We start from the raw sequence: 17,029 nt of genomic DNA on the forward strand, positions 1-17,029 counted from the left end.
GCTCTTACACCACGGCGCCGTCGGTTTCGTCTTTTTCCTTGACCGGCTTGATCAAGTCTTCGCGCTTGACGCCCAGCCACATGGCGATCGAGGCCGCGACGAACACGGACGAGTAAATACCGAAGCAGATACCGATGGTCAGCGCCAGTGCGAAATGGTGCAGGGTCTGGCCGCCGAAGACCAGCATCGACAGCACCATCATCTGGGTGGAACCGTGGGTGATGATGGTACGCGAAATGGTGCTGGTGATCGCGCTGTCGATCACTTCATGCACGGTTGCCTTGCGCTGCTTGCGGAAGTTTTCGCGGATACGGTCAAAGATCACCACCGATTCGTTGACCGAGTAGCCGAGCACCGCCAGGATCGCCGCCAGTACCGTCAGCGAGAATTCCCACTGGAAGAAGGCGAAGAAGCCCAGGATGATCACCACGTCATGCAAGTTGGCGATAATGGCCGAGACAGCGTATTTCCACTCGAAGCGGATGGCCAGGTAGATCATCACGCCCAGAATCACCATCACCAGCGCGTTCAAGCCATTCTGCGCCAGTTCCTCGCCCACTTGCGGGCCGACGAATTCGACTTTCTGCAAGACGACCGCTTCGCTGCCGGCCGCGTCCATGCAGGCGCTCTTGATGACGTGTTCACCCTTTTCGGTGACGGTATCGATGCCCTTGGTCGTACCTTGCTCGGCCTTGCACAAGGCTTCAAACACGCGCTGCGAGGTGTTCGCGGCGCTGACGCCATTTTCCACCGGCAGGCGGATCATCACGTCGCGCGCCGTATCGAAGCTGGTCACGCCCGGCTCTTCGTAGCCCATGCCGATCAGGGTGCCGCGTATGCCTTCAAGGTTGGCCGCCTTCGGGTACTTCACCTCCATCAGGGTGCCGCCCTTGAATTCCACGGACAGGTGCAAGCCCTTGTGCACCAGGAAGAAGACGGCGGCAAGGAAGGTCACCGCCGAAATCACGTTGAAAATCAACGCATGGCGCATGAAGGGAATATCTTTTTTAATCCGGAAAAATTCCATGAAATCCTCTGAGTTCTATTCTGTGCGTCCGGCGGCTATGCCACCGGACGCTATCGCTGTTGACGCTATTGGGTAAGGCTGGGCCGTCGCTTATTTGCTGGTGCCCGGCACCCACACCGTGCCGATCGACAAGGTCGTCAGCTTTTTCTTGCGGCCATACCAGAGGTTGACCACGCCGCGCGACACGAACACGGAGGAGAACATCGAGGTCAGAATACCCAGGCAATGCACAACAGCGAAGCCGCGCACCGGGCCGCTGCCGAAGGCCAGCAGTGCCAGGCCGACGATCAGGGTGGTCACGTTCGAGTCGAGGATCGTGGCCCAGGCGCGGTCGAAACCGGCAGCGATCGCCGCTTGCGGCGTATTGCCAGCACGCAGCTCTTCGCGGATACGTTCATTGATCAGCACGTTGGCGTCAATCGCCATACCCAGCGCCAGCGCGATCGCGGCGATACCTGGCAGTGTCAGGGTCACCTGGATCATCGACAGCAAGCCGATCAGCAACAGCAGGTTGGCGGCCAGGGCCAGCACGCTGAAGGCGCCGAACAGCATGTAGTAGGCGATCATGAAGATGGCGATGGCGATGAAGCCGTACAAGGTCGAGTGGAAGCCCTTGGCGATGTTTTCCGCGCCCAGCTGCGGTCCGATCGTGCGTTCTTCGATGACGGTCATCGGTGCGGACAGGGCGCCCGAGCGCAGCAGCAGCGCCAGTTCATTCGCGTTTTCCGCGCCGCCCATGCCGGTGATCTGGAAGCGCGAACCGAGTTCCTGCTGGATGGTGGCGACCGACAGCACTTCCGGCTTGCCCTTTTCAAACAGCACGATGGCCATGCGCTTGCCCACGCGTTCGCGCGTCGCTTCGCGCATCTTGCGGCCGCCGTCGCCGTTCAGGTCGATCGACACGGCCGCTTGCTGGTTCTGGTCGAAGCTGGCCGTGGCGCTGGAAATATAGTCGCCCGTCAGGATCACGTCTTTCGCCAGCACGACAGGAACACCCTTGCCAACCGTAAACAGTTCCGAGTTGAATGGAATAGCGCTCGACAGTTCGGTGCCAGGCACGATGGTTTCATCGACCAGGCGCACTTCCAGGGTAGCCGTGCGGCCGATGATGGCTTTTGCGCGGGCCACGTCCTGCACGCCAGGCAATTGCACCACGATGCGGTCAGGACCTTGCTGCTGGATCAGCGGCTCGGCCACGCCCAGCTCGTTGACGCGCTTGGACAGGGTGGAAATATTTTGCTTCACGCCTTCGTCGATGGTTGCCTTCAGGGCCGCCGGCTTCAGGGTGATGTTCAGTTTCAGGTCGCTGCCTTCGCCCGCATCGGCGAACGCCAGCTCCGTCATCTGGTCGGACAATACATTCTTTGCCTTCAGGCGTGTTTCCGCGTCGCGGAAGTTGATCTGCACGCTGTCGCCCACGCGCTCGATGCCGGCGTGGCGGATATTCTTGTCGCGCAACACGCTACGCGCGGCGGACTGGACGCCCTGGACTTTCTTGTTCAGTACGGCTTTCGCATCGACCTGCATGAGGAAGTGCACGCCACCGCGCAAGTCCAGGCCCAGGAACATGGGCAAGGCATGCAATTTCTGCATCCACATCGGCGTATTGGCTTGCAGATTGACCGTCACGATGAACGCAGGATCGGTGGAATCAGGATTGAGATCCTTTTCCAGCACCAGCTTTGCCTTGAACTGGGTATCGGGATCGGCAAAACGCACGCGCACGGAGGCCAGGTTGCCGGCGCCATCCATGGTGACACCTTCCGACTTGACGTTCTCTTTCGTCAATATTTGCTCGACTTGCGTCATCAGATCGCCCGTCACTTTGACGGTCGACTTGCCGCTGGTTACTTGCAGCGCCGGTGATTCACCGAAATAATTGGGCGCCGTATAGAGTGCGCCCAGCAATAAGGCGACGACGATGATGATGTATTTCCAGGCAGGATAGCGATTCATAGTGATTCAGCGTTCAGTGTTGAGCGTCGGAGGCGTCCCGAGGGGCGGCCGATAGCCGCCCCGGGTCTATCATTGCCGAAGCAATGACAGCGAGGAATTACAGTGCCTTCAGGGTGCCTTTAGGCAGCAAGGTGGTAATGGAGCTCTTTTGCACCGTGACTTCGGTGCCGGTCGCCACTTCGATGGTGACGTAAGCGTCCACTACCTTGACAACACGGCCCAGCATGCCGCCGGCGGTGACGACTTCGTCACCCTTGGCCAGCGCGTCCATCATCGCCCGTTGTTCTTTGGCGCGTTTTTGCTGTGGGCGGATCATCAGGAAATACATGACCACGAACATCAATACCAGCGGCAGGAAGCTGGTCAGGTTGCCGCCGAGGCCCAGGGCTTCGGTTGGGGCTTGCGCATAAGCGTTGGAAATGAAAAACACGGTGACTCCAGTTCTAATCAGTTTGAAAAAATAGCGCTGTATTCTAGCATTGGCTATACGTCATAACCCGAATTGCAGCCATGGCAACTTTAAATGGGGCTAAAAAAGCATTATGCAATGCTTTATCGCCCCAGTCCAAGCACCAATACACAAAACTTCCGGCCATGCTGCCGCCAGCCATCAAGCTAAGCTTTTCTTAAGTTCCGCGTGCGCGTTCCGCATGGAATTGCAAGGTAAACGCGTGGAAACGGTCTTCGTCCAGCGCCTCGCGCATCTGGCGCATCAAGTCCAGATAATAATGCAGGTTGTGGATGGTATTGAGGCGCGCGCCGAGGATTTCCTTGGAGCGGTGCAAATGGTGCAGGTAGGCACGCGAGAAATTGCGGCAGGCGTAGCAGCTGCAGGTCTCGTCGAGCGGCGCCTGGTCTTCCTTGTACTTGGCGTTCTTGATCTTGATGTCGCCAAAACGGGTGAACAGCCAGCCATTGCGGGCGTTACGCGTCGGCATGACGCAATCGAACATGTCGATACCGTTCGACACGCCCGCCACCAGGTCTTCCGGCGTGCCCACGCCCATCAGGTAATGCGGCTTGTTGGCCGGCAGGCGCGGACCCACGTGGGCCAGCATGCGCATCATGTCTTCCTTCGGCTCGCCGACGGACAGGCCGCCGATGGCGATGCCGGGGAAATCGATCTCTTCCAGCTTGGCCAGCGACTCGTCGCGCAGCATCTCGAACATGCCGCCCTGCACGATGCCGAACAGCGCATTCGGGTTTTCACCACGGTGGAACTCGTCCTTCGAGCGCTGCGCCCAGCGCAGCGACATGCGCATGGACTTGGCCGCTTCCTCGATGGTGGCCGGGCGGCCCTGGATTTCGTACGGCGTGCATTCGTCGAACTGCATGACGATGTCGGAATTCAGCACGCGCTGCACCTGCATCGACACTTCCGGCGAGAGGAACAGTTTATCGCCGTTGATGGGCGAATTGAAGTGCACGCCCTCTTCCGTGATCTTGCGCATGGCGCCCAGCGAAAACACCTGGAAGCCGCCCGAATCCGTCAGGATCGGCTTGTTCCAGCCCATGAAACCGTGCAAGCCGCCGAATTTCTCCATGACGGTGTTGCCAGGACGCAACCACAGGTGAAACGTGTTGCCCAGGATGATCTGCGCGTCGATCTCGTTGAGTTCCAGCGGCGACATGGCTTTTACGGAGCCGTAAGTGCCCACTGGCATGAAGATCGGCGTCTGCACGACGCCATGGTTGAGTTTCAAGGTGCCACGGCGTGCCTTGGTCAGGCCGCTCGTGTCGGTCTTGAGTAATGTAAATTCCAGCATGTCAGTCTTTCACGGGAGTATCAAGGTTCAGCGCAGCGCGCGATTGCGTGGTGAGCAGCATCGCATCGCCATAGCTGAAGAAACGGTAGTTCTGCGCGATCGCATGCGCATAGGCGCTGCGGATCGGCTCATAGCCGGCAAAGGCCGACACCAGCATCAGCAGGGTCGATTTCGGCAAATGGAAGTTGGTGATCAAACGCGTCACCGTCTTGAACGCATAGCCGGGCGTGATGAACAGGGCCGTATCGGCGCTGCCCGCCACCAGCTGGCCGCTTTGCGAGGCCGACTCCAGCGCGCGCAGGCTGGTCGTGCCGACGGCGACCACGTCGCGCCCGGCAAGTTGGGCGGCGCGCACGGCGTCGACGGTTTCCTGCGGCATGGTGTACCACTCGGTATGCATCTTGTGCTCGGCCAGCACTTCCGTGCGCACGGGCTGGAAGGTGCCGGCGCCCACGTGCAAGGTCACATAGGCAAAATTGACGCCCTTGGCCTTCAATTGATCAAGCAGGGCCTGGTCGAAATGCAGGCCGGCCGTCGGCGCGGCGACGGCGCCAGGCACCTTGTTGAACACGGTCTGGTAGCGCGTCTCGTCGAATTCGTCCGCATCGTGCTCGATATACGGCGGCAGCGGCAAGCGGCCATGCGCCTCGATCAGCTCGAACACGTCGGCCTCGAAATGCAGGGTAAAGAATTCGCCGGCGCGCTGGCCCACCGTCACATCGAAGGCATCGGCCAGGCGGATGCGGCAGCCGGGCGGCGGCGACTTCGACGCGCGCACCTGGGCCAGCACGGTGCGGTCATCGAGCACGCGCTCGACGAGCGCCTCGATCTTGCCACCGCTTTCCTTGACGCCAAAGAAGCGCGCTTTGAGCACGCGCGTATCGTTCATCACCAGCAGGTCGCCCGCTTGCAACAGCCCGACGATGTCGGCGAATTGACGGTCGACCAGGGCGTCGCCGTCCAGATGCAACAGGCGCGAGGCGCTGCGCTCGGCCAACGGAGTTTGCGCAATGTTTTCTTGCGGCAAATTAAAATCGAAATCGGAAAGCGAATACATGCGTTTTGCTTCAAAAGTACATCAAAAATGATTAGGAGTGCGCAATGGAACATCTGGCACTATACTGTGCGCCTATACAGGCATTACAATAATCCGCCGCAACAATTTACAACTGCGGTACGCACAGGGTGTGCCGGACAACCCTCTATTTTACGCTAGCGGCACAAAAATCTCCGATATGTCCGAACCCAAGCCCGATCTTCCTCCCGCAGCCAAGCCGGCCGCGAAGCCGAAAGCCGTCAAAAAAGTGGTCAGCACGGAAAGCCGGCTGGCCAAACTGGGCTTGCGCACGGATATGGACCTGGTGCTGCACCTGCCGATGCGCTACGAGGACGAAACCAAGGTCTACACGATACGTGACGCCTGCCTGCGCGGCGGCGAGTCGTGGCAAGTGGAAGGCGTCGTCACCAAGTGCGAAGTCAATTTCAAGCCGCGCAAGCAATTGCTGGTGACGATCGCCGACGAAACGGGCAATTTGCTGCTGCGCTTCATGAATTTCTATGGCAGCCAGGTCAAGCAGCTGGCCGAAGGCACGCGGGTACGCGCGCGCGCCGAACTCAAACACGGCTTTTTCGGCGCCGAGATGGTGCACCCGACGTACAAGGTGGTCAACGAGGGCGCGCCGCTGCCCACTGCCCTGACGCCCGTGTATCCGTCCGGCGAAGGCCTGTCGCAACACGTCTTGCGGCGCGAAATCGCCGACGCCATGCGCCGCATCGACTGGCAGGATACCTTGCCCGATCACCTGCTGCGCGAGATGCAGCTGTCGCCTTTCCGCGCCGCCGTGCACCTGCTGCACTATCCGCCTCAGGACATCGATGAAAGCGCGCTGATGGACCGCTCGCACCCGGCCTGGGTGCGCATGAAGTTCGATGAGCTGCTGGCGCAGCAGCTGTCGCTGAAACGCGCCCAGCGCGCGCGCCGCTCGAAAGGCGCCGCTTCCCTGCCCATCGTCGGCACGCTGTCGGATGCCTTTGGCGCCGCCCTGCCCTTCAAGCTGACGGGCGCGCAGGCGCGCGTGCTCGAGGAAATCCGCGCCGACCTGCGCCAGCCGTATCCCATGCAGCGCCTGCTGCAAGGGGACGTCGGCAGCGGCAAGACGGTGGTGGCGGCGTTGTCCGCCACGCAAGCCATCGACAGCGGCTACCAGGCAGCGCTGATGGCGCCCACGGAGATTCTGGCCGAACAGCACTTCCGCAAGATCGCCGCCTGGATGGAGCCGCTGGGCGTCAAGGTGGCCTGGCTGACGGGCAGCCTGAAGAAAAAGGAAAAGACGGCGGCACTGGCCCTGATCGAATCGGGCGAAGCGCAGCTGGTGATCGGCACGCATGCGCTGATCCAGGATAACGTGCTGTTTGCCAAACTGGGCCTGGTCATCGTCGACGAGCAGCACCGCTTCGGCGTGGGCCAGCGCCTGACCCTGCGCAACAAGGGCGACAGCGCGGCCGTGCCGCACCAGTTGATGATGTCGGCCACGCCCATCCCGCGCACCTTGGCCATGACCTATTACGCCGACCTGGAAGTGTCGGTGATCGACGAACTGCCGCCGGGACGCAGTCCCATCGTCACGCGCGCCATCGACCAGAACCGGCGCGACGAAGTCATCGCCCGCGTGTATGCGGCCGCGCTGGAGGGCCGGCAGGTGTACTGGGTCTGCCCCCTGATCGAAGAATCGGAAGCACTGCAGCTGCAGACAGCCACCGACACCTACATGATGCTGGCCGAAGCCTTGCCCGCGCTGCAGGTGGGCCTCGTGCACGGACGTTTGAAACCGGCGGAAAAGCAGGAGGTGATGGACGCCTTCATTGCCGGCCATATCCACGTGCTGGTGGCCACCACCGTCATCGAGGTGGGCGTCGACGTGCCGAATGCCTCGCTGATGGTGATCGAGCACGCCGAGCGTTTTGGCTTGTCGCAGCTGCACCAGCTGCGCGGCCGCGTGGGCCGCGGCACGGCCGCCAGCGTCTGCCTGCTACTGTATCAGGGCCCCTTGGGCGGCGTGGCGCGCCAGCGTTTGATGACCATGCGCGAAACGACGGACGGTTTTGAAATTGCCCGCCGCGACCTGGAAATCCGCGGCCCCGGCGAATTCCTTGGTGCGCGCCAGTCCGGCCAGGCCATGCTGCGCTTCGCCGACCTGGAAACGGATCAATGGTTAGTAGATCAGGCGCGCGACGTGGCGCACGACCTGCTGCATGCCACCACGGCGGCTGCCGCGACCACCGTGGAAGCGCATTTGGCGCGCTGGCTGGGTGGGAAAGAGGAGTTCCTGAAGGTGTAAATCGGGTGTTGCACGCTTCCGGGTGTTGTCGGATTACGCACATACGCAAACGGTAGGTCGGATTAGGCCGCAGGCCGTAATCCGACAACATTGTTGGCTTCGTTCACTCCCGCCCTACACCGGCCACGTCCACACCATCCCCGCCCCAATCCGCGGCACACCATCCCAACGCCACGTAACGGTGAAAACTGGAATGCGGCCAATCCATGACCTTGCTCACAAGCCCATGCTTGACAGGGTTGTAATGAATGTAATCGACATGCTTGGCAAAGTATCGCGCATCGCGCAAGACGTGTTCCCAATACCGCTGCTGCCAGACATTTTCAAGATCGCTGTGCTTGCTGAACCATGTCTTGATCAGTCTCCAGCGCGTCATGAAATCGCCATCGCCTTCAGGCAAGGTCCAGATGCAGTGCAGATGATCGGGCAGGATGACGATGGCGTCGATATTGAATGGCCGCTTATGGCGTACGGCGCGGACAGCATTCCGCAGTAAATCCACGGCAGTTGCCGACGCAAAGACGGGCCGGCGGTGTGCCGTCACCACCGTGAAGAAAAAGCTGTCGCCTGGCTGGAATGCGCGTCGGTATCGCATAGTTTCATGGGTGTTGTCGGATTACGGCCTTGCGGCCTAATCGCTATGGCTTTTCCTGGTTCCCGATGTTGTCGGATTACGGCCTTGCGGCCTAATCCGACCTACGCACATATGCGGCGGCAGGTCGGGTAGGTCGGATTAGCGTAGCGTAATCCGACTTCCAGCATAATCCGGCTTTTCGCAAGCTACCTTGCGCCCGCGCAGCCTACATGCACATCCAGAAGCGGTTCGCCAGGTCGAGCATGAAGTCGGGCCGGAGATAGGCCAGGAAGACGATGGCCAGCAGCGCGGCGCCCAACAGGCGCCACAGCCATGTGCGCCAGCTGCCCATTATGCGGCCACCGCCGCGCGCTTGACGGCGCGCTCGTCGATGGGCAGGTTGATCAGCGCGGCCAGCAAGCCCAGGCCGATGGTGATCATCCACACGACGTGGTAACTGCCCTGGTGCTCGTACAGATAGCCTCCCAGCCACGCACCGAGGAAACTGCCCACCTGGTGCGAGAAGAACACCATCCCGGCCAGCATCGACAAGTGCTTCACGCCGAAGATCCCGGCGATGATGCCGTTCGTCAGCGGCACGGTCGACAGCCACAGCACGCCCATGCCGGCGGCGAACAGGTACACGGACCACGCAGACAATGGGGCCAGCAGGAAGACGGTGATGACCACGGCGCGCGTCACGTAGATGGCCGACAGCAGGTAGCGCTTGGCGATTTTCCCGCCGAATTTACCCGCGTAGTAGGAGCCGACGATGTTGAACAGGCCGATCAGCGCCAGCGCCGTGACGGCGATGTTCGGATTCATCAGGCCCTGATCCTTCAGGTAAGCCGGCAAGTGCACGCCGATGAAGACCAGCTGGAAACCACAGACAAAATACCCTGCCAGCAGCAGCCAGAACGAGCGGCTGGCGATGGCTTCGCTGAAGGCGGCGCCAACGCTTTGCTGCGGGCCGCTGGCGTGCGAGACGGGCGGCTCGCGCAGATAGAAGGCCATCGGGATCATCGCCAGCAGCACCAGCGCGGCCAGCACATAAAAGGCGTTTTGCCAGCCCACGGCGGAAATCAGTTGCTGCTCGACCGGCATCATGAGGAACTGGCCGAACGAGCCGGCCGCCGACGAAATGCCGAAGGCCCATGAGCGCTGCTCGGGCGGCGCGCTGCGGCCGATGATGCCGCTGATGGCGCCAAAGGCCGTGCAGGCCAGCGCCAGGCCGATGAGGATGCCCGAGCCGACGATGAACAGGGTCGGCTGCGTCACGAGCGCCATCCACACGAGGCCCGCCATGTAGCTGATGGCACCGATGATGACGACGCGCATGGTGCCAAAACGGTCGGCCGCCATGCCGGCGAACGGGCCGAAGACGCCCCACATCAGGTTTTGCATGGCCAGCGCCAGCGAATACGTTTCGCGCGTCCAGCCATTGGCTTGCGAGATCGGCTGCATCCAGAAGCCCAGACCGTGGCGCACGCCCATCGCCAGGGTCAGGACGACGCCGCTGGCGATGAGGACAGTTTTCAGGCTGGGACGGGATGAGTGCAATGTCATGGAGTTCCTGATGACGCCTGGTCGGCGCTGTAGACGAGGCCTATCTGGCCGCGCATGGTGTCAAGGTTGTGCATCAGCGCCACGCTGTCGGCGTGCGGCATGACAGGGCTTTCCAGCAGGCCGGCGCGGATGCAGCGCATCGCTTCGATGGCCTCGTGCGCGTAGCCATTGCCCAGGTGCGGCGCGGCGATGACGCGGCGTTCGCCATCCATTGCTTCGACGATCAGATGATCGGGCTTGTAAAAACGGTTGGGCAGGCGGATGCGGCCCAGGCTTCCGGAAATGGTCATTTCCGTCGGCGTTTGCGCGCGCAGGCTGCAGGCGCAGGACGAGGTGCCGCCGCCCGCGTGGCGCAGCGAAAACACCACCTGCTCATCGACGCCGGTGGCGCCCAGCTCGGCCAGCGCCTGCACCCGCGATACGGGCCCGAGGAAGAAGGCTGCCATCGACAGCGGGTAGATGCCCACGTCGAGCAGTGCGCCGCCGCCGAGTGCGGGATTGAACATGCGGTGCTCGGGCGGGAAATTGGCGACAAAGCCGATATCGGCCTGCACCTGCTGCAGCACGCCGATTTCGCCGCTGGCGATGATGCGCTGCGCTTCCTGCACGGCGGGCAGGAAACGGCTCCACATGGCTTCCATCAAGAACAGTTTTTTGTCGCGCGCCATGTTGATCACGGCCTGCGCTTCGCGCGCGTTCATGGTGAATGGTTTTTCGCACACGACGTGCTTGCCGGCGGCCAGGCACATCAGGGCATTTTCCGCATGCAAGGTGTGCGGCGTGGCGATGTAGATCACGTCCACACCCGCGTCGTCGGCCAGTGCCTGGTAGGAGCCGTGGCAGTGTGCGATGCCGAATTCGGCGCCAAACGCCTGTGCTCCAGCCTCGCTGCGCGAGGCGACCGCCACCAGTTGCGCACCGGGCGCATCGCGCAAGCCATTGGCCATCGCGCGGGCGATCTTTCCGGTACCGAGGATGCCCCAGCGGACGGTATTTTCCATGCTATTGATCTCTTTCTGCGCCAGCCACCTTGCGCTTCGGGCGGAACACCGCCGCGTCATTGTAAAAGTCGTCGTCCTGGCCTTCGCACCAGCCGGGCAAACCGAGCACGGGCAGCGGCGTGAAGTCCGCCGTGGTGAGGCCTTGTTGCGCCAGGTCTTGCGCCACCCGCTCGTCGAGCCAGGCGCGCCGTGCCGCATCGTCGAGCGCAAAGTAGGCGTCGCCGGCGAAGATCACGCGCGTGTGCGCCGTGATGGCCTTGCGCGGCGCCACCAGTTTTTCCATCAGCGCATGGCCGAACAGCCAGATATCGGCGTCGCCGCCCGCGCCAAACCTGTCGCGCTGCGCGATAAACGCGCTGCGCCAGTCATGCCCGCGCAACGCCGCTTCCAGCATGCGCCCCGCATCGCTGTCGCGCAGCACCAGCAAGGCGGAATTTTCGTCAAAAATCGTCGCGCCATCGCGCGCGGGACCGCGCGATTTGCCGACGCCGGACAGGGCGATCTGCGCCGCCTGCAGCGCATTCAATTGCCGCTTGATGCGCGGGAAGGTGAGCCACACGAGCGCGTTGAAAAAATCGTGCAGATTGTCGCGCGTGGGCACGCCGCCCGTCGCGCCGATGAACTCCTCGTAGGCCACGCCTTCGGGCAGGTCCGCTTGTGGCACGAAGGCCAGCGGCAAGCCGGACGGATTGCGCAAGTCCAGCGCCCTCGCCCGTCCGTTCAGCGCGGCGATCACCGTGTCGCGCTGCAGGTCCAGCTGCCGTCGCGCCGGCAGCACCGTGGCAAACCAGGGGCGGCTCCAGTCTATCGATGGCAGCATGGAGTGATTACACCATTTTCCAGTTGATCTGCTCGCCCGCGTTGAGCGGAATCACGTGGCTGTCGCCCAGCGGCAGCGACGCCGGCAAGGTCCAGCTTTCGCGCTTCAGGGTAATGGTGTCCGTGTTGCGCGGCACGCCATAGAAAGCCGGGCCGTGGAAGCTGGCAAACGCTTCCAGCTTGTCGAGCGCGCCGGCCCGTTCGAACGCTTCCGCATACATTTCCATTGCGTGCAGGGCCGTGTAGCAGCCGGCGCAGCCGCAGGCCATTTCCTTGGCGCCTTGCGCATGCGGCGCCGAATCGGTGCCGAGGAAGAAGCGCTCGTCGCCGCTGGCGGCGGCCGTCATCAGGGCCAGGCGGTGCTCTTCGCGCTTGAGGATAGGCAGACAGTAGTAATGGGGACGGATGCCCCCCTTGAAAATCTCGTTGCGGTTGTACAGCAGATGATGCGCCGTGATGGTGGCGGCGATCGGACCTTCCGCTTCGGCCACGTACTGCGCCGCATCCTTGGTGGTGATGTGCTCGAACACGACGGACAGGGCCGGGAAGGCGCTGCGCAGCGGACGCATCACGCGCTCGATGAAGACGGCTTCGCGGTCGAAAATGTCGATTTCCGGGTCCGTCACTTCACCGTGCACGAGGAAGGGCATGCCCACTTCCTGCATCACTTCGAGCACCTTGTAGCAATTCTTCAAATCCGTCACGCCCAGGTCGGAATTCGTCGTGGCGCCAGCCGGATACAATTTGACGGCCTGCACGATGCCGCTATCTTGCGCGCGGCGGATTTCGTCGGGCGAGGTGTTGTTCGTCAGGTACAGCACCATCAGCGGATCGAAATTCACGCCCTCCGGCACGGCGGCCAGGATGCGCTCGCGGTAGGCACTAGCATCGGCCGTGGTGGTGACGGGCGGTTTCAGGTTCGGCATGACGATGGCGCGGCCGAACTGGCGCGCGCTGTGCGGCAGCACGCTGGCCATGACGGCGCCGTCGCGCAGGTGCAAATGCCAGTCGTCAGGACGGGTGATGGTGATGGAGGATGGAACGGCGGCTGGGGTGTGATCGAGTGTGGACATGGCGGCTGCTCTCAGGCGGTCATTGCGGATAGCGCCATTTTACCAGCCGCGGGGCGGCTTCGCAGTCAATGGACGCCTGCGCCTGCTGCCTGCCTGACAACAAAACGGCCGGTATCACCCGGCCGCTTGCGGCATCAGAACGAAGAACATCAGGACTTGGCCGGCGCCGTCTCCTGTTTGGCCACCCAGGCACGAATATCGGCCAGCATCCGGTCCAACGCGGCGCGGTCGTACACGTGGCCGCGGCTGACCACCAGGCGGATCTGGCGCGTGGCGCCGATGTCCTGCAGCGGGTTCGCGTCGAGCACCAGCAGGTCGGCCGCCTTGCCGGCCGCCACGCTGCCGTAGCGATTCAGCTTGCCCAGGAAGCGGGGTCCGTTGATGACGGCCGACTGCAAGGCTTGCTGCGGCGTCAGTCCATACTGCACGTATAGGCCGATTTCATCGTGCAGGGCCTGGCCAGGATAGTCGAAGGAATTCAAGAATCCCGCATCGGTGCCGGCGATGATGCTCATGCCCTGCTGCTGCAAAATCGGCAGCAGCAGGGCCGATTGCTCGAACTGAGCATGGCGCTGGGCGATGGCTTCCGGGCCATCCTTGGCGGCGCGCTGCACGCGCCAGTCGTAGGTGGCGCGCAAGCCCTTGCCGATATATTGCAGGGCCGGATCGTGCGTGTGGTCTTCGCGGTCCAGGTAGGCCGTCACGCGCGAACCCCACAGGGTCGGCACGATGGCCGTGCCGCGCGCGGCCAGATAGCTGAAGGCATTGCGCGCCGTCGGCTCGTCGTAGCTTTGCAAGCTCTCGCGCATGGCTTCCTTGCCCGTCATCGCGCCGGCGGCCACCTTGGCCGTCAGCTCCTGCTCGCGCGGCGTGGTGGCGCGCAGCAAATACGATTGATGTTCGATCGTGCCCAGGCCCGCATCGGCCATCTGCCCCAATGTCAGCTGCACGGGGATATGGCCCGAAGTGCGCATGCCCCGTTCGCGCGCCTGGCGCAGCGCTTCCAGGTACAGCTCCGGTTTCAGGGTATTTTCCGTGATCTTCACGAAGTCCACCTGCTGCGCCTGCAAGCCGTCCAACGCGCGCGTGACTTCCTGCGGCGTGCCCACTTCGATGGTGCCCTTCCACAGCGGCTTGATGCCTTCCAGTTTCGCGCCAGAGGTAAAAATCGTCGGGCCTTGCAGCTGGCCCGCATTGATCTGCCGGCGCCACGCCAGCACCGTGTCGGGCAAGTCGCCCGAGCAATCGCGCACCGTGGTGATGCCATGCGCCAGGTACAAAGGCAGCAGCTGCTTGTTCTCGTCGATCAGCTCGGGGCCGCCGCCAAAATGCACGTGCGTGTCCCACAGGCCCGGCATCAGGTATTTGCCGGGCAGGCGGATGGTCTGCTTCGGCGCGTAGCTGCGCAGCTGCGCGTCATCGACGACGGCGACGATGCTGTCGCCCTTGAGCAGCACGGTCTTGCCGCTGATGGTGCTACCGGCGGCAACGTCGATCAGGGTGGCGTCGCGCAGGGCGATGTCGACGGCGATCCTGTCTGCCGCGTGGGCATGGGCAAGCAGACCCAGCGCCAGCATGGCGCCGGCTATTTGTTTCATGTCAGGCATTCGTACTCAACTTCAAAGTGATGGAAAATTAGTGGATGATCTTGGCGAGGAAATCGCGCGCGCGGTCCGAGCGCGTCGTGTTGAAGAAGTCATCCTTGCTGCAATCCTCGATGATCTTGCCCTGGTCCATGAAGACGATGCGGTTGGCGACTCTTTTTGCAAAGCCCATTTCATGGGTGACGACCATCATCGTCATGCCTTCCTGCGCCAGCCCCACCATCACGTCGAGCACTTCGTTGATCATCTCCGGGTCGAGCGCCGAAGTCGGCTCGTCGAACAGCATGGCGATGGGGTCCATCGACAGCGCGCGGGCGATCGCCACGCGCTGCTGCTGGCCACCGGACAGCTGGCCGGGGAACTTGTCCTGCTGCGACAGCAGGCCCACGCGGTCCAGGTATTGCAAGCCCTTGGCATTGGCTTCGTCGGCGCTGCGGCCCAGCACCTTGATCTGGCCGATGGTGAGGTTTTCGCGGATCGACAAATGCGGGAACAGCTCGAAATTCTGGAACACCATGCCGATGCGCGCACGCAGTTTCGACAAATTCGTTTTCGGGTGGTTGACGGTGATGCCATCGACGATGATCTGCCCCTGCTGGATCGGTTCGAGGCCATTGACCGTCTTGATCAGGGTCGACTTGCCGGAGCCGGACGGGCCGCAAATGACCATCACGTCGCCCTTGGTGACGTTGGTGGTGCAGTCGGTCAGTACCTGGAACTGGCCATACCATTTGCTGACGTTATTGAGTTCAATCATCTTGTTCTTTCTTTTTCGGTTAGCGAATGATGGCGACGCGTTTCTGCAGGCGTTTTACCAGGAACGACAAGGCATAGCACAGCACGAAGTACACGGCGGCGACAAACACATACATCTCCACCAGGCGGCCGTCGCGCTGGGCGATCTTCGAGGCGGCGCCGACGAAATCGGGGATCGACAGCACGTACACGAGCGACACGTCCTGGAACAGCACGATGGTTTGCGTCAGCAGCACAGGAATCATGTTGCGGAAGGCTTGCGGCAGCACGATGAAGGCCATGGTCTGCGAGTAGTTCATGCCCAGTGCCTGGCCGGCCCACACCTGGCCGCGCGGGATCGACTGTATGCCGCTGCGCATGATCTCGCAATAGTATGCCGCCTCGAACATGATGAAGGTGATCAGCGCGGAGGAAAACGCGCCCACTTTCACGGGCTCGTTCGCGCCGATGACCCAGGCGGCGATGTACGGCACCAGGAAATAGAACCAGAAAATCACCAGCACCAGCGGGATCGAGCGTATCAGGTTGACGTAGGTCGACGCCACGCCCGAAATGAGGCGACTGCCGGACAGGCGCATCAGCGCCAGCAGGGTGCCCAGCACGATGCCGCCCACCATGGACAGCGCCGTCAGTTTCAGGGTAAACACCATGCCGGTCTGGAACAGGTAGACCCACGAGCGGGAGATGACATCGAAGTCGAAGTTACCGAACATATCAATGTCCTCCCGTCTTGGCGCCGGCGACGATGAAGCCCGGGATGGCGACCTTTTTTTCGATCAGGTGCATCAGCACCACCACCAGCAGGTTGACGACGACGTAGATGATGGTGGCGGCCGAAAACGCTTCGAATACCTGGAACGAGAATTCCTGGATGGCGCGCGCGCTGGCCGTCAGTTCGATCAGGCCGATGGTCAGTGCCACGGAACTGTTCTTGATGATGTTCAAAAATTCGCTGGTCAGCGGTGGCATGATGACGCGCGCGGCCATCGGCAGCAAAATGAAGCGGTAGGTTTGCGGCAGGGTCAGGCCCAGCGCCGTGCCGGCCAGTTTCTGCCCGCGCGGCAGCGCCTCGATGCCCGTCGTGACCTGCACTGCCACGCGCGAGGAGGTAAAGAATCCCAGGCACAGCACGGCCGTGACGAACGGCGCATTTGGCAGCGACTTGACCCAGGCGCCCAGGTCGGGCGGCAGCAGTTCCGGCATGACGAAATACCAGAGGAACATCTGCACCAGCAGCGGCACGTTGCGGAACAATTCGACGTAGGCGTTGGCCACGCCCACCAGCCATTTGTTCGGCAGGGTGCGGACGGTGCCGATCACCAGGCCCAGGATCAGGGCCATGATCCAGGCCGTACCGGCCGTGGCCAGCGTCCAGATCAGGCCGGACCACAGGGTGTCCATATACGTGCCCACGCCATCGGGAGAAATCTCCCAGAAAATGCGCCAATTCCAGTTGTAATTCATGATCATCCTTCGCATGCAGCCCGAGGACAGCGGCCAGCCGGCCGTCCGTCCCGCAAATAAATCGGGAGGCTTGCGCCCCCCGATT

General features: G+C 62.2%; 16 protein-coding genes. 1 reads left to right on the top strand and 15 read right to left on the bottom strand.

The window, feature by feature from the left end:
• Window positions 1–4 precede the first annotated feature (4 nt).
• From secF to queA, 5 genes are all read right to left on the bottom strand, one after another.
• A complete protein-coding gene (gene secF / locus LSO07_RS28015) occupies window positions 5–1,027 on the bottom strand; it encodes a protein translocase subunit SecF (RefSeq protein ID WP_034778943.1) in 1,023 nt (340 codons plus the stop codon).
• A gap of 90 nt (window positions 1,028–1,117) precedes the next feature.
• The gene (gene secD / locus LSO07_RS28020; RefSeq protein ID WP_034778946.1) at window positions 1,118–2,983 is read right to left on the bottom strand and encodes a protein translocase subunit SecD; all 1,866 of its coding nucleotides are present in this window, start codon (window positions 2,981–2,983) and stop codon (window positions 1,118–1,120) included.
• Window positions 2,984–3,080: 97 nt separating this feature from the next.
• Window positions 3,081–3,413 (bottom strand): preprotein translocase subunit YajC, encoded by a 333-nt coding sequence (gene yajC / locus LSO07_RS28025; RefSeq protein ID WP_034778948.1) that lies wholly within the window; start codon window positions 3,411–3,413, stop codon window positions 3,081–3,083.
• A gap of 196 nt (window positions 3,414–3,609) precedes the next feature.
• Window positions 3,610–4,749 carry a tRNA guanosine(34) transglycosylase Tgt gene (gene tgt / locus LSO07_RS28030; protein WP_034745502.1) on the bottom strand — a complete coding sequence of 380 codons (1,140 nt, stop codon included), beginning with the start codon at window positions 4,747–4,749 and terminating at the stop codon, window positions 3,610–3,612.
• A gap of 1 nt (window position 4,750) precedes the next feature.
• A complete protein-coding gene (gene queA / locus LSO07_RS28035; protein ID WP_034778950.1) occupies window positions 4,751–5,806 on the bottom strand; it encodes a tRNA preQ1(34) S-adenosylmethionine ribosyltransferase-isomerase QueA in 1,056 nt (351 codons plus the stop codon).
• Between the two features lie 178 nt (window positions 5,807–5,984).
• Here queA and recG point away from each other — a divergent pair, with 178 nt between their 5' ends.
• Complete coding sequence (gene recG / locus LSO07_RS28040) at window positions 5,985–8,087, top strand: ATP-dependent DNA helicase RecG (protein ID WP_151097456.1); 2,103 nt, start codon at window positions 5,985–5,987, stop codon at window positions 8,085–8,087.
• A gap of 103 nt (window positions 8,088–8,190) precedes the next feature.
• Here the strand turns inward: recG and LSO07_RS28045 are convergent, their stop codons facing one another.
• The 10 genes from LSO07_RS28045 to LSO07_RS28085 all read right to left on the bottom strand — a co-directional run bounded on the left by LSO07_RS28045 (window position 8,191) and on the right by LSO07_RS28085 (window position 16,944).
• Window positions 8,191–8,682, bottom strand: coding sequence for an REP-associated tyrosine transposase (locus LSO07_RS28045; RefSeq protein ID WP_151097460.1), 492 nt, complete (start codon window positions 8,680–8,682; stop codon window positions 8,191–8,193).
• Between the two features lie 205 nt (window positions 8,683–8,887).
• Complete coding sequence (locus LSO07_RS28415) at window positions 8,888–9,013, bottom strand: hypothetical protein (protein ID WP_257217404.1); 126 nt, start codon at window positions 9,011–9,013, stop codon at window positions 8,888–8,890.
• Window positions 9,013–10,227, bottom strand: a complete 1,215-nt coding sequence (locus LSO07_RS28050) for an MFS transporter (RefSeq protein ID WP_099389246.1) — start codon at window positions 10,225–10,227, stop codon at window positions 9,013–9,015. The genes LSO07_RS28415 and LSO07_RS28050 overlap by 1 nt, the downstream gene beginning before the upstream one ends.
• Window positions 10,224–11,228: a Gfo/Idh/MocA family protein gene (locus LSO07_RS28055; protein WP_151097463.1), complete on the bottom strand. Its 1,005-nt coding sequence runs from the start codon at window positions 11,226–11,228 to the stop codon at window positions 10,224–10,226. Before LSO07_RS28055 ends, LSO07_RS28050 begins: the two co-directional genes overlap by 4 nt.
• Before the next feature lies 1 nt (window position 11,229).
• Window positions 11,230–12,048, bottom strand: coding sequence for a DUF3025 domain-containing protein (locus tag LSO07_RS28060; protein WP_070254801.1), 819 nt, complete (start codon window positions 12,046–12,048; stop codon window positions 11,230–11,232).
• 7 nt (window positions 12,049–12,055) lie between these two features.
• The gene (gene pyrC / locus LSO07_RS28065; protein ID WP_034778959.1) at window positions 12,056–13,120 is read right to left on the bottom strand and encodes a dihydroorotase; all 1,065 of its coding nucleotides are present in this window, start codon (window positions 13,118–13,120) and stop codon (window positions 12,056–12,058) included.
• A 149-nt stretch (window positions 13,121–13,269) separates the two neighbouring features.
• Complete coding sequence (locus LSO07_RS28070) at window positions 13,270–14,718, bottom strand: amidohydrolase family protein (protein WP_225317445.1); 1,449 nt, start codon at window positions 14,716–14,718, stop codon at window positions 13,270–13,272.
• Window positions 14,719–14,755: 37 nt separating this feature from the next.
• On the bottom strand, window positions 14,756–15,481 hold the full coding sequence (locus LSO07_RS28075; RefSeq protein WP_034778962.1) for an amino acid ABC transporter ATP-binding protein: 726 nt from the start codon (window positions 15,479–15,481) through the stop codon (window positions 14,756–14,758).
• Window positions 15,482–15,500: 19 nt separating this feature from the next.
• The gene (locus LSO07_RS28080) at window positions 15,501–16,193 is read right to left on the bottom strand and encodes an amino acid ABC transporter permease (RefSeq protein ID WP_151097468.1); all 693 of its coding nucleotides are present in this window, start codon (window positions 16,191–16,193) and stop codon (window positions 15,501–15,503) included.
• A 1-nt stretch (window position 16,194) separates the two neighbouring features.
• Window positions 16,195–16,944 carry an amino acid ABC transporter permease gene (locus LSO07_RS28085; RefSeq protein ID WP_034779060.1) on the bottom strand — a complete coding sequence of 250 codons (750 nt, stop codon included), beginning with the start codon at window positions 16,942–16,944 and terminating at the stop codon, window positions 16,195–16,197.
• Window positions 16,945–17,029: the final 85 nt, after the last annotated feature.

This window comes from Janthinobacterium sp. PLB04 (assembly GCF_021165895.1).
GTDB lineage: Bacteria > Pseudomonadota > Gammaproteobacteria > Burkholderiales > Burkholderiaceae_D > Janthinobacterium > Janthinobacterium lividum.